The organism is Fictibacillus phosphorivorans (genome assembly GCF_001619875.1).
GTDB classification, from domain to species: Bacteria; Bacillota; Bacilli; order Bacillales; family Fictibacillaceae; genus Fictibacillus; species Fictibacillus phosphorivorans_B.
Genome location: NZ_LRFC01000008.1, coordinates 157,930 through 183,941, shown reverse-complemented (window position 1 = coordinate 183,941; position 26,012 = coordinate 157,930). Strand labels below are relative to the sequence as shown.

The window sequence follows — 26,012 nt, the reverse complement described above, 5'->3', positions numbered from 1 at the left end:
CAAAAGAAAAAATTGGATAATATTGTTCTAAAATGGGCGTTTTTATATAGTTCTTTCGGCACATGCAAACATTTCAGGTTAGAACTGTTTGAGAGCAGAATCCGAAATGGATTTAATATAGGAAGGTCATTCACCGATAACAAAGATCCTTCACAATAATATTAATAGTGAGTTGGTTACCTTTTCCATCTTAAGCGGGTTTAGAATACAACCTGAAGGGTATGTAGTAAGGTGGACCATCATAAACAAATAAAGTCCAAAAGCTAAAAACGAAAGGCTGGTCAACTACTTTGTCTATGTTTCTTAACACTGCTCTTCATGCTAAATCCGTCAAAAACTTTGAAGAGGCAACAGAAAACATTCTTCATTTTATGAGTACATTTATCAACATCAATACTTTATTTGTTGCCAAAAATGACAAGCAAACGAATGAAATAAAAAAAGCAGTAAACAAAGACGCTATTTTAATTGAGGCGGGTTCAACACTTCCTTTCCATGAAACATTTTGTAAGATAAGTGTGGATAAGGGAAATGAGATTTTACTGATTGAAGATATTAATGAAAGTGAATTAACGAAGCATCTGAATGTAACAGCCCAATTAGGTGGAGGAAGCTTTATTGCAATTCCAATCTATTATGAAGATGGTGAAAACTACGGAACGATCTGTGGTTTAGATACCGAGTCATTTGATTTTACGGAGCAGCATATCGAACTTTTTCAAACGATGTCTTCACTTTTAACTTATGTACTAGAATTAGATAAGGCAAACAAAGAGATTAAAGAGCTATCAGTACCGATTGTTCCACTAACGAAAGGTGTTGCGATTCTCCCGATCATAGGACATATCAATGAATATAGAGCTGATATCATCATACAAAGCACTTTGGAGAGCAGTACTAATTTAGAACTTGAATATATGATTATTGATCTTTCTGGCGTGAGCAGAATCAATAACAAGGTTAGTGAATATCTTTTAAATATCGTGAAGCTGTTAAAATTAATCGGTGTAACTCCGATTCTTACAGGTTTCAGGCCAGATTTAGCGATGAGAACACTCGAGATCGATGTGAATTTTAACGATATTCTGATTACAAATAACTTAAAAAGTGCACTTTATGAAATTGGGTTCAGCTTAAATAAAACTAAAAATAATCATGCAAGATCACAGCCTGTCGTGTGATCTTTTTACTTTGAGGAAAAATAGTAGTCTAAATTTTCTTTTTTTTATATAATAGTAATAATATAAACTTATCAGTCGCTTTTATGTTTAACCAATCGGAGGGGTAAAATATGAAGTCGTTTGAAGAAAAGTTAGATCAGTATGCGGAGTTGGTTGTTAAAGTTGGATTAGGTCTATCAGAGGGACAAAGGTTATTAATTAGTTCTCCCTTAGAAGCTGTAGAGTTTACACGAAAGGTAACGAAGCATGCATATGAAAATGGCTGTAAGCGAGTGATGGTGGATTGGAATGACACACAAACAAACCGCATCCATCTTACTCATGCAGATGAAGAGATCCTGAAAGATGATCTGCCTTCTTGGGAAATTGACAAGTATAACAGCCTTGTTGAAAACCATGATTGCTTTTTAATGATCACAGGGAACGATCCAAATGCCTACAAAGGTGTTCCATCTGAACGCATGATGTTTGTACAAAAGAACCGCGGTGAAAAACTGCAGAGTTTTTCAGCAGGGCAATTAAGAGGAGACATGCACTGGGCTATTGCAGGTGCACCTACAGTTGGCTGGGCGAAAAGTGTATTCCCAGAAATGAACGATGAAGAAGCAGTAGAAGCTTTATGGGAAGCAATATTTAAAACAGTCCGAGTGGATCAGGCAGATCCTGTAGCTGCATGGGAAGAACATGTAAAAACGTTAACGGATAAAGTGGATTACTTAAACGAACAGCACTTTAAGACGCTTCATTATAAATCAACAGGAACAGATTTAAGCATTGATTTACACCCTGCCCATACTTGGATCGGCGGAGGTCATCATTCTACGTTCGGTACGTACTATATTCCGAATCTTCCAACTGAGGAAGTTTTCACGACTCCAAGAAAATATGGTGTGAACGGTAAGGTATCAAGTTCTAAACCACTTTCGGCAATGGGGAATATAATTAATAATTTCAGCTTAACGTTTAAAGAAGGAAAAGTGGTAGATTTCACTGCTGAGGAAGGGTATGACACACTTAAGCAATTATTAAGCATTGATGATGGAATGGGTTATTTAGGAGAGGTTGCGCTAGTTCCTCACGATTCACCAATTTCAAACTCAGGCATCATTTTCAATAACACATTGTATGATGAAAATGCTTCGTGTCATTTAGCGATTGGAACTTCTATTACGATGTCTGTTAAAGAGGCTGGCAGCTTAACGCCTGAACAGATGGAAGAGAAGGAAATCAACTTCAGCCGTGGCCATACTGACTTTATGATCGGATCTGCAGAGCTTGAAATTGAAGCAGAGTATGAGGATGGTAAACGCATTCCATTATTTAAAAATGGTAACTGGGCGATATAAAGACGAAAAAGACTCCATTTGGCTGGAGTCTTTTTTATGTGAATTTATTAGTTTACAGACCTCAATCTAAATTCTACCAAATTTTTGAAAAACAGTCTATATTTTTTAAAAATTCCTCGTTAAGCTTTTTATATACAATGCGAGGAGGATATTAAATGAACGTATATGACCAATCACCATATGAAATTAAAATGGAATGGGGAATCAAAGGCGCGGTAGAAGCAGCGAAAAGAAAGGATATCATTATTATCGTTGATGTCTTAAGCTTTTCATCAACGGTAACGACTGCTGTTGAAAATGGTGCAGTTATTTATCCGTTTCCGCCTGGTCAACATGAAAAAGCAAAAGCATACGCATTTGAAATTGGAGCTGAATTAGTTGTGGGGAGAGCTGAAGCTATAAAAACAGGAAAACCCTCACTTTCTCCTTTATCTTTTTCAGAAAAAAGCAAAGGGAAATCGTTTGTTCTTTGTTCACTTAATGGTGCTGCCTGTGTGGATGTTTCTAAAAAAGTACCAGCTCTTTTCGCAGGATCTCTTATAAATGCAAAGGCCGTTGCAGAGGCTGCGCAATATGTGAAGAATAAATTAACTGTTCCTATTACGGTAATCGCATGTGGGGAGAGATGGGCAAATTCAGCTCAAGATGAAAATGAGCTTCGGCCTGGAATAGAGGATTATTTAGGTGCAGGAGCTATTATTTCTTTTTTAAAAGGATCTTTATCACCTGAAGCTTTTGTTTGTAAACAAGCATATGAAGCATCAAAACACACTCTGCCATCACTCATTAAAAACTGTGGAAGCGGAAGAGAGCTAATTGAACGAGATTTTGAAGAAGATGTTCATGTTTGTATGCAACATAACACGAGTACTACCGTTCCCATGCTATCTAATCATCAATTTATTTCTTTTGAGCAACCCAATTTGGATGAATCATTCACCGTACGCCCTGCTGAAAGTGAACATCTAGGTACGGAAATCGACCACTTTTAAGAGCTATAAAGTTTGTGGAAAAATATAAGAATAGTACAAACCTCTTTTTGGAAAAATAACGAAAAATGAGGAGGTTTGTATATGAAAAAAGCAGTCGCGCTATTGGCGGCATTCACTATTGTGTTAGGTGGTTGCGGCGGTGGCTCTAACAGTATGAAAGAGAGTGAAGCGGCACCAAAGAATATGAGTAACGAAACGAGAAATAGTCCAAGACTGGAACAGATCAGTTCACCACAGAAAAAACAACAGGACATTTCAAAAGCAGAAACGACTCATGGAAAAACGAAGATCGAAACGCTAGGGTTTTTAGAACCACTTGAAGCGAAACAATCGGTAAAAGATGTAAAAGAAGCTGTAAATGATCTAACATATGTAGCTTTTTTTAGCTATCAAGTGAACAAAGATGGTTCCCTTAAGCCAATTAAGGATTATGCCGCTTTAGAAGAGGTAAAGAAATCAAAAGCTATGCCGATGATGGTGTTAACGAACTTTATAGATGGAAATTTTTCACCTGAAATAGCGCACACCGTTTTTACAGATAAAACGGCATCGAAAACCTTAATCGGCAGCGTCATCAGTACGATGAAGCAAAAAGGATACAAAGCCTTAAATATTGATTTTGAGCACATTAAAGAAAAAGACCGTGAGCTATACAACGGATTTTTAGAAACAATCATTCCACAGCTTCATAAAGAAGGTATTAAGGTTTCAACTGCACTAGCACCAAAAACAAGTGATGAGCAAAAAGGTCCTTGGCATGGTGCTCACGACTATAAACGTCATGGTGAACTTGCAGATTTCGTTGTTTTAATGACATATGAGTGGGGCTGGTCTGGTGGACCTCCTATGGCTGTAGCACCTGTACCACAAGTAGAAAAAGTAGTGAAATACGCAACGTCTGTCATTCCATCGGAAAAGATTATAATGGGTGCGCCACTATACGGATATGATTGGACACTTCCTTATAAAAAAGGAAATAAATTTGCTAAACGCGTGGCACCAGCTGAAGCACATGACTTAGCATTAAAAGAGAAGGCTACTGTAAAGTATGATAACGATGCTCAAGCTCCATTCTTTAACTACAGTGATGATGCGGGAAAAGAACACGTTGTATGGTTTGAAAATGAACAAAGTGCAGAAGCAAAAAACAAACTTGTAAAGAAATATAAGTTAAGAGGACTTGCGTATTGGGTTCTAGGTGAACCATTCCCAGAAAACTGGACGCTTTTAAGAGATGAATTTAAAATTGCACACAAATAAAAAAAGAAGGATTAAGCTGATTCAGCTTAATCCTTTTTTTGAGCCTGTCGGAATATGTTGAGAATTGCAAACTCGAAAACTTTTGGATTCATAGCCAAAAGTTTTGGATTCACTCCCCAAACTCGTGGATTCATTCCCCAAACGGCTTATAAAGCAGCTGACAAGCATTTCTCTACTACAACACCTCTGCGGTCAGGAAATACCGTTTCAAATTGGTATTGAGGAAACAACACGGATAGCTTTTCTGTAATAACAGCTGCTTTTTGATGTGGCGTGAAACAAACGATCGATGGTCCAGATCCGCTAATAGCTGCACCATACGCGCCAAGCTCAACAGCTTTTTGCTTAAGCTCTCCATACATAGGCACCCATTTAGAACGGAACGGCTCATGAAATAAATCGCGATTCATCATATCGGCAGCTTTTTTCCAATCGTTCTTCATTAAAGCAGCAACGAGCACGTTGCTTATTGCACTTCCTTGAACGGCTTTATTGAAGGGAAGAAGATTAGGCAGTGAACCTCTAGAGTGCTTTGTATGAAGGACACCATCAGGAATGGCTACAATCATTTCAACAGCTACGTCAGGCACATGAACGGTCTCCAATTCTTGTCCATTGTAAAAACTGATCGTAAGTCCGCCGAAAATAGCAGGAATCACATTATCAGGGTGTTCTTCTAAGGAACTAGCCAAAAGAGCTTTGTCTTGTTTGGAAAGCTCCAGATCTAAAAGGATGTTTGCCAGTTCAATCCCTGCAACGATGGCAGACGCAGAACTGCCCATTCCTTTTGAAGTCGGAAATGTGCTTACTACATCCAACTGGCAAGGAGGAAGTTTCATTCCGTAAGCATCCGCTGTAAAATGTGCGGCATGAACGATAAGGTTGCTTTCGTCTTTGTTTAATGCCTGCAGTTCTTCACCATGAAAAGTTGTTTTTCTTGGTGCAAATGGCTGAACGTGAACGGTCAAATACCGGTTCATCGCAAGCCCTACAGAATCAAAGCCGGGGCCTAAGTTAGCTGTACTTGCTGGAACATGTATGGAAAAAGGTTCTGCTTTCATTTATACAACACATCCTTTTAGCTGCTGACGTAATAATTCAAGGTCGTTTGGGATGACGACAGGTTCTTGTGATACTGTTTTTAGTGCAATATCAGGATCTTTAAGACCGTTGCCTGTTAGAACAGCTACTACAGTTGCCCCTTTCGGAAGAACACCTTTCTTGTATTGCTTATACAAACCAGCGATCGAACTGCATGAAGCCGGTTCAGCAAAAACACCTTCTTTTGATGCAAGCATCTGATACGCTTCTAATATTTCTTCGTCGGATACAGAATCAATCACTCCGCCGGACTCTTCTAGTGCTGCTGATGCTAATTTCCAGCTCGCGGGGTTTCCGATCCTAATAGCTGTTGCGATTGTTTCTGGATTTTTTACAACAGATCCGTTAACGATTGGTGCAGCACCTGCAGCCTGGAAACCATGAATACGAGGAAGTCCAGAAGACTTTACAGCATCATACTCTTTAAAACCTTTCCAATAAGCACTAATGTTGCCTGCGTTTCCAACTGGAATGGCTAAAATATCAGGTGCTCCCTCTAGTGCATCAACAAGTTCAAATGCAGCTGTTTTTTGACCTTCCAATCTGTATGGGTTTACAGAGTTAACGAGAGTAAATTCTTCCTCGATGCTCATTCGTTGCACCATCTGAAGAGCTTCATCAAAATTACCTTCAATCGCAAAGATTTCAGCGCCATACATTTTCGCTTGAGCGAGTTTCCCTTGAGCAATCTTTCCGTCAGGAATTACAACGATACATCTGAGGCCAGCTCTCGCTCCATAGGCAGCGGCAGCCGCCGACGTATTTCCGGTAGATGCACAGATGATTGCTTTGCTGCCCTCTTCTTTTGCTTTGGCAACAGCCATCACCATTCCCCTGTCCTTAAATGAGCCGGTAGGATTCGCTCCTTCGTATTTGGCATAAAGCTTGATACCCCATTCTTTTGATAGATGTTCTAATGGAATAAGTGGAGTGTGCCCTTCATTTAAGGATAGAAGGGGAGTAGATTCACTGACAGGCAAGTATTCTTTGTATTGATGCAAGAGACCCTTATACGGCATGTTAAGCACCCTCCACACGATAGTGACTTTTTATTTCTTGAACAACTTCTGAATCGCGAAGCAAGTTATACACTTTATTGTCTTGATGTTTGTTTGTGCCGTGTGTCACGATGACAACTTCTGCGACACCTTTATGATCGACAGGACTTTGGATTAATTTTTCAAGTGAGATATCATGCAGAGCAAATAGGGAAGTAATGGCTGAGAAAGCGCCTGCCTCATCTTTAATGTATAAGCGGTAAAAGAATTTTCCAGCGATCTCATTAGGCTCCTTTAATTGTTTATCGAACTGAGGAGCTATCACGCTCTTTCCGTTAACCCCAAGGCGCATGTTCTTTACAACGGCAACTAAGTCTGAAACGACGGATGTAGCAGTTGGAAGCTGCCCAGCACCTGGACCGAAGAACATCGTCTCCCCAACTGACTCACCATACACATACACGGCGTTGTACTCGTTATGAACACTCGCAAGCGGGTGGGAGTCTGGAAGCAATGTCGGTTCAACAGAGATTTCAACTTTTCCGTTGTCCTTTTTTGCGTTTCCGATAAGCTTCAGCGTGTAGCCGAACTGGCGTGCATATTCCAGATCCTCTTGCGTCACTTTGGAAATACCGGAAACCTTAACATCGTCTAGATGAATATGCATGGAGAACCCTAGTGTTGACAGGATCGCCATTTTTCTCGCCGCATCGATTCCTTCCACATCAGACGTGGGATCAGCTTCTGCGTAGCCAAGAGCTTGTGCTTCTTTTAATACTTCCTCATAGTTACGTTGCTGTTTATCCATTTTTGTCAGGATATAATTTGTTGTTCCGTTTACGATTCCCATCATTTTTGTGATACGGTCAGACGCTAGTCCGTCAACAAGTGAGCGAATGATCGGAATACCGCCTGCAACACTAGCTTCATAGAAAAGGTCACATTCATTTTCATGAGCGATTTGTAAAAGTTCAGCCCCATGCAGAGCCATCAAATCTTTGTTCGCTGTAATCACATGCTTTTTATTTTGCAAGGCAAGTGTAATATATTCTCTCGCTAACTCGATCCCGCCCATCACTTCAATCACTACATGTATGTTTGGATTTTGAAGTACGTCTTCTGGATGCTGTGTCAGCCATTCGTTATTGATGGAGACAAGCCGTTCTTTCTCAACATTTTGAACGAGTATTTTTTCTATAAAAACAGGGCATCCAACACGATGCTGTAATTCTTCACGGTTTCCTTCAATCATCCTGACGACCCCGCTGCCGACTGTTCCTAATCCTAGAAGTCCTACTGAAACATGAGTTACCATCTGATCCGCCCCTTTGTTTTTGTGGAAAATACAATTGTTTGTTTGATATGGACATTTTACATGGAGTTTAGCAATCACACAACAGGGATTTTTGTAAAGATTTAGAGAGCGCTTACATAACAAAACGGGAATTCATAGAGTATTTACAAAAACTTAGATATGATAGAGAAAGGATGAAAGTAAAGGGGACTAAAAAATGACTGATCAGCTAGATGGAAGCGTTAAAGATACTCTGAATTGTTTAGAAGAAAATATATTTTTCATAGATTTAGATTTACGAATAGCATGGATGAATAGAAGTGCAAATAAATTAATAGAAACGTTAAAGGTTCATTTTGGAGAAAAGATCCTTGGCACTCCTCTCTCAACATTTATTAAGAACTCATTCCACAAAGATGAACTTTTAAAAGGCAAGTTTCCAATTGATGTAGAACTCGTTCTCTTTGATACATTTGCAGCCCGGTTCATTCTTAATGAATTAGTTGTGAAAGGAAAGAAGCTTGGTTACCTTTTAACGTGGAAAGATGTAACAGAACGTGAAAAAGAAAAGGAAAGAATGAAAGCAATGCTCGCTGAATGGTCAACGCCTATTCTGCAAACGGTCGCGGAACATACACTGCTTGTACCATTAATCGGAGAACTAACGTTAGAACGGCTTGAGACATTAGCAACGAAACTACTAAACGAGTGTTTAAAGAATGAAACTGAATATGTCATACTAGATTTTTCTGGCGCAACGACGATAAAGGATAACAACCTAGGACAAGATATTCAGAAGCTGACAAATTCTATCGAGTTGATGGGGGCAAAAGTATTATACTGCGGATTCCCTAAAGATATGGTCAAAAATATGGTCTCACTTGGCGTTCATACGAATCAGCAAACATTTGTATCATTTCGCAATGCAATTCGGTATGTTGTAGCAGAATTAGAGAACTGATTTGAATAATAATGAAGCAGCCGTATCAACTCGGCTGCTTTGTTTTCTTTATATTCTTGATGGCTTCTTTATATGAAAGCGGGCTTAATTCTTCACTATGTACGAACTCCCACACCCACTCTTCGTTCGTGTATGCGTACTCTCTAAGTGCCCATCCAATCCCTTTACGTATAAAAAAGTCTTGCTCGTATTTCGTTTCTTTAATGATGTGTGCCAAAAGCTTATGATCCGTTTTTTCTTTATACCCTAGTTGAAACAAAATAGCAGAACGCATCAGCCATATGTTCTTAGAGGCAATCCAACGTTCAGTTACCGGTGTGATCTCTTCAGGAAACTTTGCAAAGTAATAACCCGCTATATGTTTTGCAATATGATCAACGGTGTCCCACCAGCTTTTATTTACAATGATAAATTCAATCCACTCGATATCTTCTAGAGTCATTTGTTTTTTTACCTTGTCTGCCAAAGCTAGACCGGCCATCTGCATTTCGCGTTCTGGCATAGACCATGCTTCTCTTAAAAAGGAAAAAAGATCATTGTGAGCGATAAGTCCGTTTTCTTTAATGAAGGCTTTCATCGTTTCTTTCATTATGGGTGCGCGCAATCCAAAATACTCGTACTGACCACGCATATATTTGCTCATCTTTTCTGCTTCTTCCGGGTTTTTTTTCTCTTGCAATGCCACCCTTAACTGATCAATATACTTCATATACACCATCCTCTCTTAACAAAATTATACAAAAATTTGTTAATAAATTGAAACTTTTTCAAAAGGTGTGCGTAATTACCTACATAAAACCAATATTGGAAATTATTTAAAAGTCGACAAATTCTTACAAAGTTTTTCTGTTTGGTTTGGTAAGGTTAAATTAATTTGACGTTAGGATGTGGTGGTTACTTATCAAAATTATCAAGACAGGAGAGATGACCATGGAACTGTTTGGATATCCGTTGTCTACGATCTATTTGGGCAGTTTTATTATTTTTGGGTGCATTACTTTCGTGTATATCCTATTTGGTGACATGCTTGAAGCGGCTTTGGATTTTTTACATCCATCGCTCATCCTATCCTTTTTAACGATTGGATCGGCTTCAGGATATTTATTAGAGGTAATGACCGATATTAACAGCTGGTTCATACTGGTTTTTAGTGCATTGCTATCGTTATTGCTCGTTACTCTTCTAAACGTTTTCATTCTTATGCCCATTCGATCTTCAGAAGAATCTCTTGTCTATCGTGATGAAGATCTAAAGGGCAGGGTTGGCACAGTCCTAACGACTGTTCCTACAGATGGGTTTGGCGAAATTTTAATTGAAGGCATTAGCGGAAGAATTTCTAAATCTGCTATAAGTATGGATAACAAGCCGATTTCACAAGGGGAAAAAGTGCTGATCATCGATATACAAAAAGGTGTTGTATCCGTCATGCGATATGAGCAAGTAGAACAAACATATATTCATTAACTGGAGGGGTTGTTATGGGTTTTTCACCGTTATTTATTGTAATCGGGATTGTTGTATTTTTGATTGCTGCTCTTATTAGTGTTTTTATTACAAAATATCGTACAGCAAGTCCTGATGAAGCATTAATCGTAACAGGAAGTTTCTTAGGAAGTAAGAACGTCAATATCGACGAATCTGGAAACCGGATTAAAATTGTACGCGGTGGTGGTACGTTCGTTCTGCCAGTATTTCAACAAGCAAAGCCGCTAAGCTTATTAACGAGCAAACTGGATGTTCAAACGCCAGAAGTTTATACAGAGCAAGGGGTTCCTGTTATGGCTGACGGAACCGCGATTATAAAAGTCGGCAGTTCGATCGGCGAAATCGCGACTGCAGCCGAACAGTTTTTAGGAAAGTTGAAAGAAGATCGTGAAAACGAAGCTCGTGAAGTACTTGAAGGTCATTTGCGTTCCATTCTAGGTTCTATGACCGTTGAAGAAATTTATAAAAATCGTGAAAAATTCTCGCAAGAAGTTCAGCGTGTTGCTTCTCAAGACCTTGCAAAAATGGGATTGATTATCGTTTCATTTACGATTAAGGATCTGCGCGATAAGAATGGATATTTAGACGCACTAGGTAAACCGCGTATTGCACAAATTAAACGTGATGCTGATATGGCAATGGCGGAAGCGGAAAAAGAAACGCGCATCAAGCGTGCTGAAGCAGATAAAGAAGCGAAACAGTCCGAGTTAGGGCGTGCAACGGAAGTCGCTGAAGCAGAAAAGATGAACCAGTTAAAAGTAGCTGAGTTCCGCCGTGAGCAAGATGTTGCGAAGGCAAGAGCTGACCAGGCTTATCATCTAGAAGAAGCAATCGCAAAACAGCAAGTTACAGAACAGCAGATGCAGATCAAAATCATAGAACGTCAAAAGCAGATCGAACTTGAAGAAAAAGAGATTCTGCGCCGTGAAAAGCAGTATGACTCAGAAGTGAAGAAGAAGGCTGACGCAGATCGCTATGCTGTTGAACAGTCTGCGGAAGCCGACAAACGCAAACAGGTCGCTGAGGCAGATGCTCATAAATATCGCGTTGAAGCGATGGCAAAAGCTGAGGCTGAAAAAGTACGTTTAGACGGTCTTTCAAGAGCAGAAGCAGAACGTGCAAAAGGGGAATCTGAAGCAGACGTTATCCGTCTGAAAGGTCTTGCTGAAGCCGAAGCGAAGCAGAAGATTGCCGAAGCGTTCGAGTTGTACGGCCAAGCTGCGATGATGGATATGATGATTAAGATGCTTCCGGAATACGCGAAGCAAGTGGCAGCACCACTTTCTAACATTGATAAAATCACAGTCGTGGATACAGGCGGCAGTGAGAACGGCGGGGCGAACCGTATAACAGGTTATGCGACAAACTTGATGTCCTCTCTGCAAGAATCATTAAAAGCTTCATCTGGCATTGATGTTAAAGAATTATTGGAGAACTTCTCAGGCAAAGGCAACGTGCGCCAAAGCATTGACGATCTTCGCATCGATTTTGCCAAAAAGCAGCCAAATGCGGTAGCAACGAAGGAAAAGGCTGAAGTAAAAGTTACAAAAGGCGAATAAATTGAGGAAAGCTTACTCTGTGCGGGGCAAATAGCCCTATGAGAGTAAGCTTTTTTCTAAATATGTATGCATAGATTGGTTTAAAGCTCGTTCAGCAGCATAAATTGCATGCTGAACGAGCGCCATACGGAAAATATGAGCGCCATACGGAAAATACGAGCGCCATACAAGATTTACTCTCAACTTAGCACACGAGCAAATCCTGCACTTACTCCTTACTCATCTGTGCCTCAACAGCTTTCAGTTTACCAGCCATCGTGGACTTTTTATCTCTGCGGTCATCTATCCTGATATTCGTTGCAACCCGCTGAATGCCTTTAGAGAACGGCACTTCATGCAACTGCTGGATGACATCAAAAAGATCTGAGAGTTCCCCCTCGATTAATGTGCTCATTGGCGTAAGCTGGTAGTTCACTTTATCTTTGTTTTGCTCAAGAACTTTTTGAATTTCTGCTACATAAGCACTGACACTTGGCGTTTCTGTACCGATTGGAATGATCGTAATGTCTACAATAGCCATATTAACACCTCAACTTTTTTCTCTTTATTGTAGCAAACCCATTCATAATCACAAAGAGGATGATACATATGGAAATCCGGCAAGCAAATGAACAGGATATCAATGCAATTATAAATATTGATCAAAGAATAATTGGAAGTGATCGAAGAAAAGGAGAGATAAGTCAGGCAGTAATAGAGGAAAGGTGCTTAATCATATCTTCAGAAGGTGAATTATTTGGATTTCTTATCTATCATGTTCATTTTTTTGAATGCTGTTTTATATCTCTTCTTATGATCGATCCAGCACATCAAAGAAAAGGTCTAGCTAGTGCCTTATTGAGCCGAATCAAACAGATTTCACCAACAGTAAAAATATTCTCATCCACCAATGAATCAAACGAGTCTATGAAAAGGGTGTTCACGAAGAATGGGTTCAGTAAAAGTGGTAAGGTTGACAACTTAGATGAGGGAGATCCAGAGATTATTTATTTTATAAAAAGGATAGGTGAGTAATAACATGGTTCAATTGAGAAAGATCGATGCTGCAATTGATGAGCTTTTTGTCCGTTATAGGGAGATCGGAACAGATCCAGCGTTCAGCCGTTTTATCCCTATGGTATATGACACTATTGCCTTTGATTGGAGAAAGGAATTCGAAACAGAATTTACACAACTTTTTAACGGACTCATGTTAAGAGGAAAAGAAGAGGTTAGCCGTGTTTTTCTGGCTGTGTTTCCATCAGACGAAGTGTTAACTCGTTTTATTGAAGAAAGCAGCCCTGGCGATTTGTTATTTATGCACCATCCACTCGTTATGGAGTGTGGTGATCCCCGAGGAAAGTGGGGAAGAGGATTTTATCCCTATTGCTCCTCATTATATACAACAGATGAAAGGTAAGTTTCTATCTGTATATACTCTTCATGTACCGCTTGATTATTCCAGAGTAATCAGTACGAGCGATGCGATAGCTGAAGCATTCAATGCAGAAGTAGTTGGTGAGTTTTTTCATGATGAGAAAGGAGCATGTGGTGTCATATGTGAGGTTGACCCCATTTCTACAGAACATTTGATTGCTGCATCAAAAGAAGTTTTTTCTATTCCTTATGCAGATGTTCAGGGAACTCCACACTCTCAAATTACAAAAATAGCAATCGTAGCAGGCTGTGGTGATAAAGTTAATGCAATGAAAGAAGCGGAAAAGATGGGAGCACAAGCTTATTTGACGGGAGAAGTGCATTGTCATATCGATAATGATTATGGGAAAAAGAAATATGAACAAATGAAAAATTTTATTGGTACAACATCAATGAGTTTAATAGGAGTTTCACATGCAGCCTCTGAATATTTAGTGCATGCAACACACATGAAACCTTGGTTTGAAGAAAGGTTTCAACTGCCTGTAACACTATTGCCGCAAAGCAAGTGGTGGATTTAGTTGAAAAATACTAACATGAGGTGAACAACATGAAAATAAGACGGGCTGTTCTAACAGACGCAGCTAACATCGCACAAGTGCACGTAAAAAGCTGGCAGCAATCGTATAAGGGATTAGTGGATTCAGACTACTTGGCACAAATGTCGATTGAAGAACGAACAGCCAAATGGGAAAAATGGCTAAGGCAAGGAAATTCACATATCGTTTTAGTTTTAGAAGATGACGAAAGAAATCTATGCGGCTTTATTTCTGGAGGTGCTATTCGATCCCATCATCCAAACGCGGGAGAAGTATATGCCTTTTACTTATTAAAACATGTCCAGCAAAAGGGATTTGGAACGAAAATGTTACGCATGTTTGTGACTGAACTTGCAGCGATAGACAAGAACAGTATGATTGTTTGGGTTTTGAAAGATAATCCCGCTAAACAAGCTTATATTTCATTAGGCGGGAAAAAAATAGACGAGGAACAAATTCTGATTGGTAAGCAAGAACTAACGGAAGAATGCTTTGCATGGTTTGATTTACAGGGAATACGCACATAGGGTCCATCTCGTCCCATATGCATATGTTATAATATTCTTATAAAATGTATTTTCCCCTTCCCAAAATACCTAATTTATCGTTACAATGGTAGAAGGTGTAAAAAAAGAAGTTGGTGACGTCATGGAATTTGACTTAATAAATATTATTCATCAATATAGTTATTTTGGGATTTTTTTATTATTGGCATTAGGTATTATTGGGCTGCCGATTCCTGATGAAATCCTTCTTGCCACAGTAGGCTACTTCATCTTTGCAGGAGATCTTGAAGCAGTGCCTGCTGTATTAAGTGCTTTTTTAGGTGCGATTACAGGTATAACGGGGAGTTATTATATTGGAACAAGCTTTGGTAAGCCTTTATTAAAAAAACTAGGCCCGAAGATTGGAATTTCCGAAGATAAAATAAATAAAACACAAAATTTCTTTTTGAAATATGGAAAGGCAGCTTTGTTCTTTGGGTACTTCATGCCAGGTGTTAGACATCTGACTGCTTATTTTGCAGGAATGTATTCATTAAACTGGAGGCAGTTTGCCCTTTATGCCTATACCGGAGCTGTATTTTGGTGTTCCTTTTTCTTACTGATTGGCTATCAGCTTGCAGGACGCTGGGCTCTTGTGATGGATGTAATCCATAAAATTGGGTTGTATGCATTTACGATTGTTGTTCTTAGTGTCATTGCTTGGCTAATCTTCAAGCCGAAAAACAAAAGTTCATATTCTAACGAAGGATTTAAATAGAAATCGTCTGCCTGATTGGGGAGGCGTTTTTTTATATCCATTTCCTTGCAATTACGGCCCCTATGTATATTTTCCCTTGTTCCTACAAATTTTATTAGATGACAGTCAAAAATTTTTAAAGGAGTGTCATTTAATGAAAAAGACTATTCTTGTTACATCTATGGCAGTTATGCTTTCTTCCTTTTTAGGTGCTTGTGGTATGAACAATAATGATAAGGACTTAGGAAGAGAAGCACGTGATAACATGACAAAAGTAAATTATGATAATCGTGCTGACCGTGACATGAACGATATGAACAACAATATGAACATGGGGACAGACAACTACCGTTACGATGAAAATGCGCGAATGGATGTTGCTGACGAAGCTGCTAATAAAGTTACAGACTTAAAAGAAGTTCAGAACGCTACGGTTATCGTTACCGATAATAATGCTTATGTCGCTGCTATGCTCGAAGGCGGAGAGAGCCAAAAATTATCGAAAGAAACAGAGAAAAAAATTGGGGATGCTGTAAGAAGCACAGACCCAGACATCAATGATGTATTTGTTTCTACAAACCCTGATTTCATGGATCGTTTGAGAGGTTATGCAGATGAGATCAACAAAGGAAATCCAGTGTCAGGTTTCATCAAAGAGTTTAATGAAACGATTCAACGCGTGTTTCCAACAAACCGTTAATCAATAACAAAGGGCTGAGCAAATTCTCAGCCCTTACATTTTGTCATCATTTATTAGAAAATTCTTTATATCTGAATATTGACTCCAATCAAATATCATGTTACAAATACATATGGATTAAAAATAATTCGACAAAATTCGATATATACTAATTTAAATAAACGACCACGGAGGAGGACAACTAACATGGAGAAACGAACGCTCTCGGTGGGCTTGATGTTATTTGCTTTGTTTTTTGGGGCTGGGAATTTAATTTTTCCGCCAGCATTAGGACAGTCAGCAGGAGTTTTGGTCTGGCAATCCATGCTTGGCTTTTTTATAACAGGAGTCGGTTTACCATTATTAGGCGTTATCGCGCTAGCTCGTTCAGGTGGGGGACTACAGACTCTGACAGAACGTGTAAATCCTCTATTTGGAGTAGGTTTTGCTGTTATTCTCTATTTAGCAATCGGACCGTTTTTTGGAATTCCGAGAACAGGAACCGTTGCATATGAAATGGCGGTTATGCCATTTTTGCCTGAGAGTATAAAGGGCGGATTGCCTTTATTTTTATTTACTGTCGCTTTTTTTGCTCTAACGTACTGGCTAGCATTAAATCCTTCAAAGCTTGTTGACCGGATTGGCAACATCTTAACACCTTTGTTGTTGATTATAATCGGAACTGTACTTGTAAAAGCAATAATTACACCGGTTGGAAAGTTAGGGCAAGCAACGCCAGAATATGCGAGCAGCCCGTTAATCAAAGGGTTCATGGATGGCTATTTAACAATGGATACACTTGGTGCTCTTGCATTTGGAATCGTTGTAATCACAGCGGTAAAGCAACCAGGTATGAAGAAAGAACAAGTGACTAAAATGGTTATCAAAGCAGGTGTTATTGCCGCTTTATGTTTAGCAGCAGTGTATGGAATCCTTGCATACCTTGGCGCAACAAGTCAATCACTGGGCAAATCAGATAATGGTGGACAGATCTTAACAAATGTCGTTTCCCAATTGTTTGGACAACCCGGAAATTTACTTCTTGGCCTTGCTGTAGCACTTGCCTGCTTAACTACATCAGTTGGACTTGTAACAGCATGCGGTGAGTTTGCAAATAAAATGTTTCCGAAGCTTTCTTATAAAGCCGTTATTTTAGTGTTAAGTATTTTTAGTGCAGGTGTAGCGAATCTTGGTCTAAGTCAGTTAATCAAAGTTTCTGTTCCTGTTTTAACTGCTATCTATCCAATAGCCATTGTACTCATCATTCTTTCTTATTTTCACGATGCCTTTTCAGGCAGACAAGAAGTTTACATTGGTGGAATCATTGCTACAGCACTCATTTCCATTGCAGACGGATTAAAAGCATTTGGCTTTAACCTAGGTTCAATTGAACAGTTCTACTCTTATATTCCTTTATATGCAGAAGGAATCGGCTGGCTTTTACCAGCTATAATCGGTGCGATTGTCGGATTTATCATTGCACTTATCAGAGGAAGAATTGTTATTTTCTCCGCATAAAAATCAATGATGCCTTAGAATTTAAAAATTCTAGGGCATCTTTTTTTTGCATGTGAAACAAGATCATTCATCAGATAGAAATTTTGTATGCATTCTAACCTGAACGTTAACTTTTACTAATTCCTTATATCGCAAAGATAATGTCCAAATGTGAAAGATTAGCTTTTTTTAGATATGGGTTGTTTTCGTTTGGAAAAAAGGTGGAAACATTCTGATATAGAATTAGTTGAGGAGGAGATACATGAGAAACTTCATCAAAAAATGGGTAGCAATGATCACATTTATTATTTTGGTGGGGGGCACTTCTGTACATGCATCACCAGAAGTACTTAGTGAAGGGAAAGCATGGGGCTATCATTATACGGTGATGGGAGAGTCCAAAATATTCACCTGGAAAATCGGAAATGGTAAGAAGCAGTATCATATTGAAGAGAATGAAGAGAACCGTCATGAATTAGATCGTTTCAGAAGTGCGGTTAATGAAAGTGACTTACAAAGCATTACATTATTCTTATTTGCTTTCTACTTATTGATAATCGGATTTGTAGCGTGGATTAATTATAAAAAAGGTAAAAACAACAAAAGACACATAACACCTATTCTTTGGTTATTTGCAATGTTTGCAGGCTACAAATGTTTCATGGCTTTTATCCATCTTAGAGAAGCTCTAGACAGTGCAAAGGTATATTTTTTAGTACTAACATAATACACAAAAAAGACCCAGCATTCGCCGAGTCTTCCTTAAATTAAACCATCGCTGGCATTTTTTTATTTTCTTTAATCTTAGCGGCTACATTCTGTGCAATCCAAACACCGCATGCGCTCGCTTGTGCAAGACCGCGGGTTATTCCAGCTCCATCTCCGCCGACATATAATCCGTTGATTTCAGATTCAAACTTGTCATCAAGCTTCGGCCGTGCAGAATAGAACTTTGCTTCTACGCCGTAAAACAATGTGTGTTCTGAAGCAATGCCTGGTGTAACTTTATCTAACGCTTCTGTCATCTCAATTAAGCTTTTCATCGTGTTATACGGAAGCACTAACCCTAAGTCACCAGGAACAGCTTCTTTTAATGTAGGGTGGAGAAACCCTTCTTTAATCCGCTTTTCAGTAGAGCGTCGGCCTTTTAATATATCCCCGTATTTTTGAACAACGAGTCCACCCATTGAGAGCTGATTTGCTAATCGAGATACTTCATGGGCATATTCAGTCGGTTGATCAAACGGTTCAGCAAATTGATGAGAAACAAGAAGGGCAAAGTTTGTATTTTCACTGCCAAGCTTAGGATCTTTATAAGCATGTCCGTTTGCAAGCATGATTCCCGAATGATTCTCTACTACAACGTGACCAGAAGGATTCGAGCAGAACGTTCTAACTTTTGTACCTACAGAAGTATTGAAAACAAACTTGCCTTCGTACAGATGTTTATTGATTTCTTCCATTACAATGTTGGATGTCTCAACGCGCACACCAATATCAACTTGGTTTGCTGTCATTTTAATCCGTCTCTTCTTAAGAATTTTTGTCAGCCAAGAAGAACCATCACGGCCTGGAACAATTACCACTTTTTCAGCATGAAGGGAAGTGCCATCTTTTAAGAGGATTCCTTTTGCAACATGTCCCTCAGTAGCACGTTCTGTAATAAGATCTTCTACTTCAGCTTTGTATTTCATCTCAATGCGTGTTTTTAAATATTCATAGATGCTCTTAAGAATTTCAAGGTTCTGTTCTGTACCCAAATGACGAACTTGAGCGCGCAACAGCTTCAAACCAGCAGCATATCCACGTTTTTCGATATCTTTAACTTCTGGTGTAAGAGGATCGGTTATCGAATCCGTTGCACCGTGCTCTAGATTGATTTCATCCACATATTTAATAAGTTCAACCACTTTTTCTTCAGAAAGATAATCCGTCATCCATCCGCCAAATTCACTCGTAATATTGAATTTTCCATCGGAATAAGCACCTGCTCCCCCAAAACCATTCGTAATGGAGCATGCAGGTAAGCAGCCAGCAAATTCTTTTCTCCCAGCTGCTGGAGGACATTTTTGTATTTTCTTCTCTAAAATCGGGCATGAACGGGCATAAATGTCATGACCTTTATCTATTAATAAAATCTTCGCTTCAGGAAGCTGTCTAGTTAATTCGTAGCTCGTAAAAATACCTGCAGGACCTGCGCCAACAACAATTACATCATAATGGGTATTCATAATATCCCCCTTGAAATTCTTGGTCGTTTTTCTTGAACTCTTTTTCCCTTGGTAAATATAACAATTATCCAAAGGTATTTCAAGTGAAATACGAACAATTTTATAAAAAATTTTATTTTCATTCGTGTTTAAGTCAATGATAGAAAAAACCTTAAGACATGGACTAGCATATCTTAAGGTTTTTAGAGCCTGATCTTTATGATTTTCCAACCGTCTGTCATTGACTTTTTTTCTAATAAAAACGTGTAGGTATCCGATTGCAAGCCGTTATCATCGTACATCCTAACCTTTGCTCTTATTTCAGTTTTAACGATAGGAGGATATCTGCTGCTTGGCGCCCTAATCTCATATTGCAAGCTTGTAATTCCTTTAAATAAAGAAGTGATTTTTTGGTCTTGAAGCAATGTGGGTGAAAGTACAGGTCGAGCTATCTTGATATCCTGCTGCTTCATACCGACTAAAAACATGGATACCGCTTGTTTAGCACTTGCACCAGATGCGAATTTAGACAATTGTCCACCCGCTTTTAGAATCATGTATTGGTGGGAAGGGTCGATATTACGAGAACGATGTGTTGAACTTCCCAAAAAATGAATACAAAAATGACCAGGAAATCCGTTCTCTAATGCCCCTGCTCCGTGTGGCATTCCGTGCATGCTCCCAGCTATCATTCTGCCTTTAACAGGAATTAGTATGGCGCGTCGGTTCCAGCTCCATTTACCGTTATACAGGTGCTTTAAAACAGCAGTATCATCACGCGTCAGCGGCTGTACATCGGCGTGTTTATTGCCAGCTCTTCTTTGTACTTGAAAATAAAAGCCTGTCTCCAAATCAATGACTTTAAATGTTGCACCTTTAGGAAGGAGTCTATTAACTCGATCCCACTCCAAAACCTCTCCCTTTTTAACGATAGGAAAATAAGTAAGAGGTTCTTTTGCTTCAGAAGCAGAGGGAGAGATCAAGCTGACACTAGCAGCAATTAGAACTCCGATCAAAATCTTATTCCACATAATAAATCCTCGTTTCCATCTTTTCTCTTCCTTAATATGGATTGTTTTTTTCTTTTTATCCTTTATAAAGAAAAAAGAAATGAATGATACGTTTTGGTTCATTCGTCTAACTAAAGAAGGTGAAGGAGGGCAGAGATGAAAACACTAAAAGAACGATTACTGCAGTTATTTTTAACGATTATTTCCATTATTCTTATAAGCGGACTGCCTGAGCTGATCATGAATAAAGATGTTTCTGCTTATGCAAATAAGATTGCGGTTGTATTTAATGAAGTACTTCAAATAAACGAGATGATCTATTTTAATCAGGGAATAGAGCGTTTATTTTTGGAAGACATATGGGGACCTTACTTCTACTCATTGACGATTCTTTTTGGTGCAGTGTTCATAGCTTTTTGCGCAGCACAGCTTTTGACCTGGGGGACACTTATGCTGCCGCTCTTTTTAAGAAAATTCATCAAAAATGTTCTGACCTTTTTAGAATCTTTACCAGATCTTCTCGTTTTCGCACTTGTTCAGATGGGAATTGTGATGATTTATAAAAAAACTGGAATACTTGTTTCAAATGTTGCCTCATTGGGAGCGGAGAGCAGAATCTACCTTGTCCCGATTGCGTGTCTGATGATTCTGCCTTTCGTTTATTTTTACAAGATGATGATTCTTATGACAGAAGAAGAGATGGCAAAACCATATGTAGAAATGAGTTTAGCAAAAGGTATGAAGAGGATATACGTTCTCATCTTCCATGTAACGAGAAACACAAGTGAAGGCATTTTTCATTTTTCAAAATCGGTTCTTTGGTTCATGATCTCCAACTTGTTGTTAGTAGAAATTATTTTTAATATCCATGGAATCACACATTATATGTACCACGATTTTAGACCTGAAATGCTTGCCGCTTGTCTCATTTTACTTGTGCTCCCATTTTTTCTAATCTTTGCCGTATTCGAATGGTTCATTCTGCGTTTTACGAATAGAGGTGAGGTGGTATGATAAGAAGCTGTAAATTTTGGATAGGATTTAGTATAATCTCAGGTTTAATTGTTTCTAGCCTTGTCTTTTCTGTATGTTTTGATAGCGAAATTCGTCAAGTCCAAGTGCTATATGATGAAAACATGAATCCGATTAAGGCAGCTCCATTTGAACCATCCTTTATGTTTCCGATGGGTACCGATCCCCATGGTTATGATATTGCTTTAAAAGTTCTGCAAGGTGCGAAATTCACACTATTAAGCGTCATCGCGATTGGTTTTTTACGGGTTTTGATCAGTCTCTTGACCGCAATACCTTTAACTTTTTACGTGCCAGAAAAAATTAGAAAAAGTCTAGATCAATTGCTCAGTTCTTTTTATTTCATCCCGCTTACAATCATAGCTGTATTTATCCTTTCTCCCATTTTAAAAGAACAATTCAATCCCAAAGAGATGGAAGGGTATTTTATTTATTCGTTAACCGAAAGAATTGGACTTGAAATTATCATTTTAACTGTACTTGTAGTTCCGCTGTTAGGATCTCTAATTAGTAATCTGATGGCTTCAACTTTAAAAGAGGACTTTATTGAGGGTGCACACGTTTTAGGAGCTAGCCGATGGAGAATATTTAATAAACATGTCATGCCTCATCTACTACCAAAGCTCGTTATCGTGTGGTGTCAGCAATGTGTGCAAGTGTTAATCATTTTTACACATCTCGGGTATTTTAAACTCTTTTTTGGAGGAACAGATGTTGATTTTACCCCTTTGGTTAATGATCCGCCAAAATCAATATCAAATGAGTGGTCGGGATTAGTAGGAGATTATTATTTCATGATTCAAGCCAATCCATTTATCGCGTTAGGACCCATCATCATGTTCGGCATCGCGATCTATGCGTTTCAACTTATGGGGGAGGGCTATCAAAAACACCTTCAAATCAGAAATGTAACAAAAGGTAAAAAAGTGAAAGTTGTAGAAGAAAACATTCCCTCACCTCATAAAGCACCATTTTCCTTTTTACAAAATAGAGGGGCATAAAAAAACACCACTTCTCTCATCCTGCCATACAATATCGTATCCTGTGCAGACAGGGGGGAGAGAAATGATTTTTGTTAATGGGTATCCAGTAAATACATCACAAATCTCAGGTTTCAATTCGCTTACATCGACACAGAAACAAATAGGTGAAAAGCTTAAAAACTCTAGAGAATCGTTCTATTACACAAGTCCTCACCAATTTTTATTTGAAGTTGTTATGCGTTCAAATATTGTTGCAGCTGCACTCGCTATGCGGGATAGCGGAGCGGGATTTGCTACGTTCGTTAATGCTCGCTGTAATCCTCAATATTGGAGAAGAACAGCTTATGGAGGTTTTTTGCTTCGATCGGGAGTCCGTCCTTCTGATGCCATTTCTGATATTTTTATTAATGGGAAAAAATACGGATTCGAATGTACAACAGCCATTATGATCATGTTCTATAAAGCAGTCCTTGAGACAATTGGAACGAGAATGTTTGATCAATTGTTTAACGGATTGCTTCTCTACAGTACAGAACATGATGAGGATCTTCAAATTATTCAGGTGTCGTCTGGAGATTCCTTACCTGGAGATGTGAGATATGTAAAAAATCCAGAGCATCATCCAAACACGCCTCAATGGCAAGGTGAAAATTTGATTGATCTTGGAAACGGGCAATTCTTCGGCCACGGAATTGGTACAGGTACGATTGGTGAGGTTATTGATGTGCTAAATAAAAAGAGAATGCCTGGTGCCACAGTATCGGCTTTTTTAACATCTGAAATCATCAGGCCAAACTATCGATTAATGTCCGAATACACGCGTCATCCAATTCGAAGGCTGCTTGCTGGGGTCATATAAAAAAGACGCAGAGAATCGTGTTCTCTGCGTCTTTTTACTTTTTTATTGAAGATATGGTCTTGGATCAACCGCATTTGATTTAGATGCATTCCAAGGTCCTTTGTGTAATTCGAAGTGTAAATGCTGACCTCTTGATTCACCAGTATTGCCTTGGTAGCCTAGGAACGTGCCTTGAGAGACAGATTGACCTTGACGAACTGCTGGTGTTGTTCTCATATGTGCATAAAGTGTTGTATAAAGCTGTCCGTTAATATAATGCGTAATATAGACAACGTTTCCGTAACTGTTTGAATAATAAGCTCTTGCTACTGTTCCAGATGCTGCTGCAACGATTGGTACCGAGCTTCCGCCTTTTGCGATGTCCAACCCATAGTGCATTCCTGAACTTCTGTTACCGAAGCCTGACGTAATCATTCCTTGAGAAGGCATGATAAAGTCACGGCCAACTGGAGTTGGAGCCGGTGTTGGTGCAGGCGGTGGTGTTGATGGTGCTGTTGAAGAACTAGAGTTTGACGAGCTGCTTTTCGCTCTTGCTGCCGCTGCTGCTGCATCAGCTTTCGCTTTTGCCGCTGCTGCTTCAGCCGCTGCTCTAGCTGCAGCTTCTCTCTTTTTGCGTTCTTCTTCTTCACGTTTCGCACGAGCGATTTCTGCTTTAATTGCCGCTTCTTGTGCTGAAAGAAGTTCGTTTTTCTCTTCTAATTGCACAATATGACTATGGATTTCTCCTTCTTCAGTCTGCAAGTGCGCAAGAAGAGAAGCTTTTTGTTTTTTCTGAGCCGTTAGCTTTTGGTTTAATCCCTCGAGCTCTGCTAAGTCTTTATTGAGAGAAGTTAGTTGAATTTCAACTTCTTCTTTTTTCTTTTCAACAGAAGCTTTATCTTGTCTGTGTTCTTCTAGAATCGCTTTGTCTTGCTCAGCAATTACATTTAAAGCAAATACACGATCAAGAAAATCGCCAAAATCTTTAGCGCCTAATAAAACGTCTAGGTAGTTAACAGCCCCGCCGCTTTCATACATGGAACTTACACGTTCTTTTAAAAGTGCGTCGCGTTCTTTAATTCTTTTTTCAAGCACATCGATTTCTTTTTTTAATTTTTCAATAGAAGCTTTTGTAGATTGAATAGAAGCTTTTTTGTTTTCAATTTCTTTAACTGTCTTTTCTATTGAACTCTGTAACTGTTCAATTTGATCTACTGTGTGATCTTGCTGATCTTTATTCTCTTTCAATTCAACCTGCTTTTTATCCTGTTCAGAGCGATTTAGTTCTTTTTTTTCTTTTATAGAAGACAGAGTTTCTGCCGATACGGTATATGTACTAAATACTAGACTGAGAGATAGTGTTGCCATTACTAGCTTGCGATTCAAAATGGGTACTCCTCCTTGTAAGTGCAAATGTTGCCAATTTCTTTACTCATGTGATTATACCATTGATTACTAGTCAGTTATCGCGAAATAATATTACATTTATATTTCAAAATGTTACACCTTGAAACACGATTCGACGTATGTCTGTAATAAATTGTCTATTAAAGGAAATAGAATGGTAGATATAGAATATGAAATGACAAATAAATACTTAATAGAATCAAAGTTTTATTACAAAAAAAACGGAGCCATTAGATAATTTATATAAAACTTCTCCATATTTACTATTCAACGAGAATAGATGCGACTCAGGCAGTGTTCGGATGGTTATCTGTAGTTGTATTAGATCAATTAACAATGAGTAAAAGATGAAAAATTTTGAATGAAAATCGAATCAACAACCGTCTAAGAGATAGATGGAGTGTAAGGTAAGGGGGGATGGACTTGAAAACGAAAAAAAGCGTTGTGTCACCAGAATTTAATTTTCACCACCTAAGTCAGGAAGAGTGGCTGATCCAAATTATGGACATGTATCAAGATAAGGTGGTAAGGCTCGCTTATACATATGTAAAGGATAGAAAATTGGCGGAGGATCTGGCACAAGAAGTTTTTGTGAAATGTTTTATCCACAAAGACAACTTCCGAAATGAATCATCAGTCAAAACATGGGTTTATTCGATCACCATTAATTTGTGTAAAGACTATTTAAGAAGCGGATGGAAGAAGTATATTCATGTGATTGATCGTTTTAGCAAGGCCAAACCATCCTCAGCTCTTACACCCGAACTCTCAATCGTGCAAAAAAGTGAACATGAAGCATTGTCAGAAGAAGTCTTGAAACTTCCGCTTAAATATCGAGAAGTCATCCTTCTCTTCTACTATAAAGAGTTGAAGGTTAATGAGATCAGCCAGATTCTAAATAAAAAGGAAGCAACAGTCAGAACAATTCTACAGCGAGGCAGAGAAATGCTGCGCCGTAAATTGGAAAAGGGAGGGTGAGTTC

General features: G+C 38.8%; 25 protein-coding genes and 1 pseudogene. 18 read left to right on the top strand and 8 right to left on the bottom strand.

Annotated elements, in window-relative coordinates; translation table 11 throughout:
* Positions 1 to 296 precede the first annotated feature (296 nt).
* The 4 genes from AWM68_RS07135 (at position 297) to AWM68_RS07120 (ending at position 4,779) form a co-directional block, all read left to right on the top strand.
* Entirely contained in the window at positions 297 to 1,181 is an 885-nt protein-coding gene (locus tag AWM68_RS07135; RefSeq protein WP_066239282.1) for a GAF domain-containing protein, read from the top strand.
* Between the two features lie 110 nt (positions 1,182 to 1,291).
* A complete protein-coding gene (locus AWM68_RS07130; RefSeq protein WP_066239187.1) occupies positions 1,292 to 2,527 on the top strand; it encodes an aminopeptidase in 1,236 nt (411 codons plus the stop codon).
* 155 nt (positions 2,528 to 2,682) lie between these two features.
* The gene (locus AWM68_RS07125; RefSeq protein WP_082820608.1) at positions 2,683 to 3,519 is read left to right on the top strand and encodes a 2-phosphosulfolactate phosphatase; all 837 of its coding nucleotides are present in this window, start codon (positions 2,683 to 2,685) and stop codon (positions 3,517 to 3,519) included.
* Between the two features lie 81 nt (positions 3,520 to 3,600).
* Entirely contained in the window at positions 3,601 to 4,779 is a 1,179-nt protein-coding gene (locus AWM68_RS07120) for a glycosyl hydrolase family 18 protein (protein WP_066239185.1), read from the top strand.
* Between the two features lie 146 nt (positions 4,780 to 4,925).
* Here the strand turns inward: AWM68_RS07120 and thrB are convergent, their stop codons facing one another.
* The 3 genes from thrB to AWM68_RS07105 are packed head-to-tail and all read right to left on the bottom strand — an operon-like array spanning position 4,926 to position 8,193.
* Positions 4,926 to 5,840 carry a homoserine kinase gene (thrB, locus tag AWM68_RS07115; RefSeq protein WP_066239182.1) on the bottom strand — a complete coding sequence of 305 codons (915 nt, stop codon included), beginning with the start codon at positions 5,838 to 5,840 and terminating at the stop codon, positions 4,926 to 4,928.
* Entirely contained in the window at positions 5,841 to 6,899 is a 1,059-nt protein-coding gene (gene thrC / locus AWM68_RS07110; RefSeq protein WP_066239179.1) for a threonine synthase, read from the bottom strand.
* A 1-nt stretch (position 6,900) separates the two neighbouring features.
* Positions 6,901 to 8,193, bottom strand: coding sequence for a homoserine dehydrogenase (locus tag AWM68_RS07105; RefSeq protein ID WP_066239176.1), 1,293 nt, complete (start codon positions 8,191 to 8,193; stop codon positions 6,901 to 6,903).
* Between the two features lie 196 nt (positions 8,194 to 8,389).
* On the opposite strand from AWM68_RS07105, the gene AWM68_RS07100 reads away from it, so the two are divergent.
* On the top strand, positions 8,390 to 9,133 hold the full coding sequence (locus tag AWM68_RS07100) for a hypothetical protein (RefSeq protein WP_066239173.1): 744 nt from the start codon (positions 8,390 to 8,392) through the stop codon (positions 9,131 to 9,133).
* Between the two features lie 25 nt (positions 9,134 to 9,158).
* Here the strand turns inward: AWM68_RS07100 and AWM68_RS07095 are convergent, their stop codons facing one another.
* Positions 9,159 to 9,842, bottom strand: coding sequence for a DNA alkylation repair protein (locus AWM68_RS07095; RefSeq protein WP_066239171.1), 684 nt, complete (start codon positions 9,840 to 9,842; stop codon positions 9,159 to 9,161).
* 221 nt (positions 9,843 to 10,063) lie between these two features.
* On the opposite strand from AWM68_RS07095, the gene AWM68_RS07090 reads away from it, so the two are divergent.
* Positions 10,064 to 10,597 (top strand): NfeD family protein, encoded by a 534-nt coding sequence (locus AWM68_RS07090; protein WP_066239168.1) that lies wholly within the window; start codon positions 10,064 to 10,066, stop codon positions 10,595 to 10,597.
* Positions 10,598 to 10,611: 14 nt separating this feature from the next.
* Positions 10,612 to 12,177, top strand: a complete 1,566-nt coding sequence (locus AWM68_RS07085; protein ID WP_066239165.1) for a flotillin family protein — start codon at positions 10,612 to 10,614, stop codon at positions 12,175 to 12,177.
* A 208-nt stretch (positions 12,178 to 12,385) separates the two neighbouring features.
* Here the strand turns inward: AWM68_RS07085 and AWM68_RS07080 are convergent, their stop codons facing one another.
* Complete coding sequence (locus AWM68_RS07080) at positions 12,386 to 12,697, bottom strand: MTH1187 family thiamine-binding protein (RefSeq protein WP_066239162.1); 312 nt, start codon at positions 12,695 to 12,697, stop codon at positions 12,386 to 12,388.
* A 68-nt stretch (positions 12,698 to 12,765) separates the two neighbouring features.
* Here AWM68_RS07080 and AWM68_RS07075 point away from each other — a divergent pair, with 68 nt between their 5' ends.
* The 7 genes and pseudogenes from AWM68_RS07075 (at position 12,766) to AWM68_RS07045 (ending at position 18,277) form a co-directional block, all read left to right on the top strand.
* Positions 12,766 to 13,191 carry a GNAT family N-acetyltransferase gene (locus AWM68_RS07075; RefSeq protein ID WP_231868387.1) on the top strand — a complete coding sequence of 142 codons (426 nt, stop codon included), beginning with the start codon at positions 12,766 to 12,768 and terminating at the stop codon, positions 13,189 to 13,191.
* Between the two features lie 4 nt (positions 13,192 to 13,195).
* Positions 13,196 to 14,114: pseudogene (locus tag AWM68_RS07070) on the top strand (Nif3-like dinuclear metal center hexameric protein).
* Between the two features lie 29 nt (positions 14,115 to 14,143).
* Entirely contained in the window at positions 14,144 to 14,659 is a 516-nt protein-coding gene (locus AWM68_RS07065; RefSeq protein WP_066239157.1) for a GNAT family N-acetyltransferase, read from the top strand.
* A gap of 121 nt (positions 14,660 to 14,780) precedes the next feature.
* Positions 14,781 to 15,395, top strand: a complete 615-nt coding sequence (locus AWM68_RS07060) for a DedA family protein (protein ID WP_066239154.1) — start codon at positions 14,781 to 14,783, stop codon at positions 15,393 to 15,395.
* A 133-nt stretch (positions 15,396 to 15,528) separates the two neighbouring features.
* The gene (locus AWM68_RS07055; RefSeq protein ID WP_066239150.1) at positions 15,529 to 16,074 is read left to right on the top strand and encodes a YhcN/YlaJ family sporulation lipoprotein; all 546 of its coding nucleotides are present in this window, start codon (positions 15,529 to 15,531) and stop codon (positions 16,072 to 16,074) included.
* A 186-nt stretch (positions 16,075 to 16,260) separates the two neighbouring features.
* Positions 16,261 to 17,571, top strand: coding sequence for a branched-chain amino acid transport system II carrier protein (gene brnQ / locus AWM68_RS07050; protein ID WP_066239145.1), 1,311 nt, complete (start codon positions 16,261 to 16,263; stop codon positions 17,569 to 17,571).
* Positions 17,572 to 17,812: 241 nt separating this feature from the next.
* Positions 17,813 to 18,277, top strand: coding sequence for a hypothetical protein (locus AWM68_RS07045; protein WP_066239142.1), 465 nt, complete (start codon positions 17,813 to 17,815; stop codon positions 18,275 to 18,277).
* Positions 18,278 to 18,317: 40 nt separating this feature from the next.
* On the opposite strand, the gene AWM68_RS07040 is transcribed toward AWM68_RS07045, so the two are convergent.
* The gene (locus AWM68_RS07040; protein ID WP_066239140.1) at positions 18,318 to 19,781 is read right to left on the bottom strand and encodes an NAD(P)/FAD-dependent oxidoreductase; all 1,464 of its coding nucleotides are present in this window, start codon (positions 19,779 to 19,781) and stop codon (positions 18,318 to 18,320) included.
* A 182-nt stretch (positions 19,782 to 19,963) separates the two neighbouring features.
* Positions 19,964 to 20,791, bottom strand: a complete 828-nt coding sequence (locus AWM68_RS07035) for a hypothetical protein (RefSeq protein ID WP_066239137.1) — start codon at positions 20,789 to 20,791, stop codon at positions 19,964 to 19,966.
* Positions 20,792 to 20,926: 135 nt separating this feature from the next.
* On the opposite strand from AWM68_RS07035, the gene AWM68_RS07030 reads away from it, so the two are divergent.
* The 3 genes from AWM68_RS07030 to AWM68_RS07020 all read left to right on the top strand — a co-directional run bounded on the left by AWM68_RS07030 (position 20,927) and on the right by AWM68_RS07020 (position 23,644).
* Positions 20,927 to 21,784, top strand: a complete 858-nt coding sequence (locus AWM68_RS07030; protein ID WP_066239134.1) for an ABC transporter permease subunit — start codon at positions 20,927 to 20,929, stop codon at positions 21,782 to 21,784.
* On the top strand, positions 21,781 to 22,803 hold the full coding sequence (locus AWM68_RS07025) for an ABC transporter permease subunit (RefSeq protein WP_066239131.1): 1,023 nt from the start codon (positions 21,781 to 21,783) through the stop codon (positions 22,801 to 22,803). The genes AWM68_RS07030 and AWM68_RS07025 overlap by 4 nt, the downstream gene beginning before the upstream one ends.
* A gap of 64 nt (positions 22,804 to 22,867) precedes the next feature.
* Entirely contained in the window at positions 22,868 to 23,644 is a 777-nt protein-coding gene (locus AWM68_RS07020; protein ID WP_066239129.1) for a protein-glutamine gamma-glutamyltransferase, read from the top strand.
* Between the two features lie 42 nt (positions 23,645 to 23,686).
* Here the strand turns inward: AWM68_RS07020 and AWM68_RS07015 are convergent, their stop codons facing one another.
* Positions 23,687 to 25,009 carry a murein hydrolase activator EnvC family protein gene (locus tag AWM68_RS07015; RefSeq protein WP_066239127.1) on the bottom strand — a complete coding sequence of 441 codons (1,323 nt, stop codon included), beginning with the start codon at positions 25,007 to 25,009 and terminating at the stop codon, positions 23,687 to 23,689.
* A 444-nt stretch (positions 25,010 to 25,453) separates the two neighbouring features.
* On the opposite strand from AWM68_RS07015, the gene AWM68_RS07010 reads away from it, so the two are divergent.
* A complete protein-coding gene (locus AWM68_RS07010; protein WP_231868386.1) occupies positions 25,454 to 26,008 on the top strand; it encodes a sigma-70 family RNA polymerase sigma factor in 555 nt (184 codons plus the stop codon).
* The last annotated feature ends 4 nt before the right edge of the window (positions 26,009 to 26,012 follow it).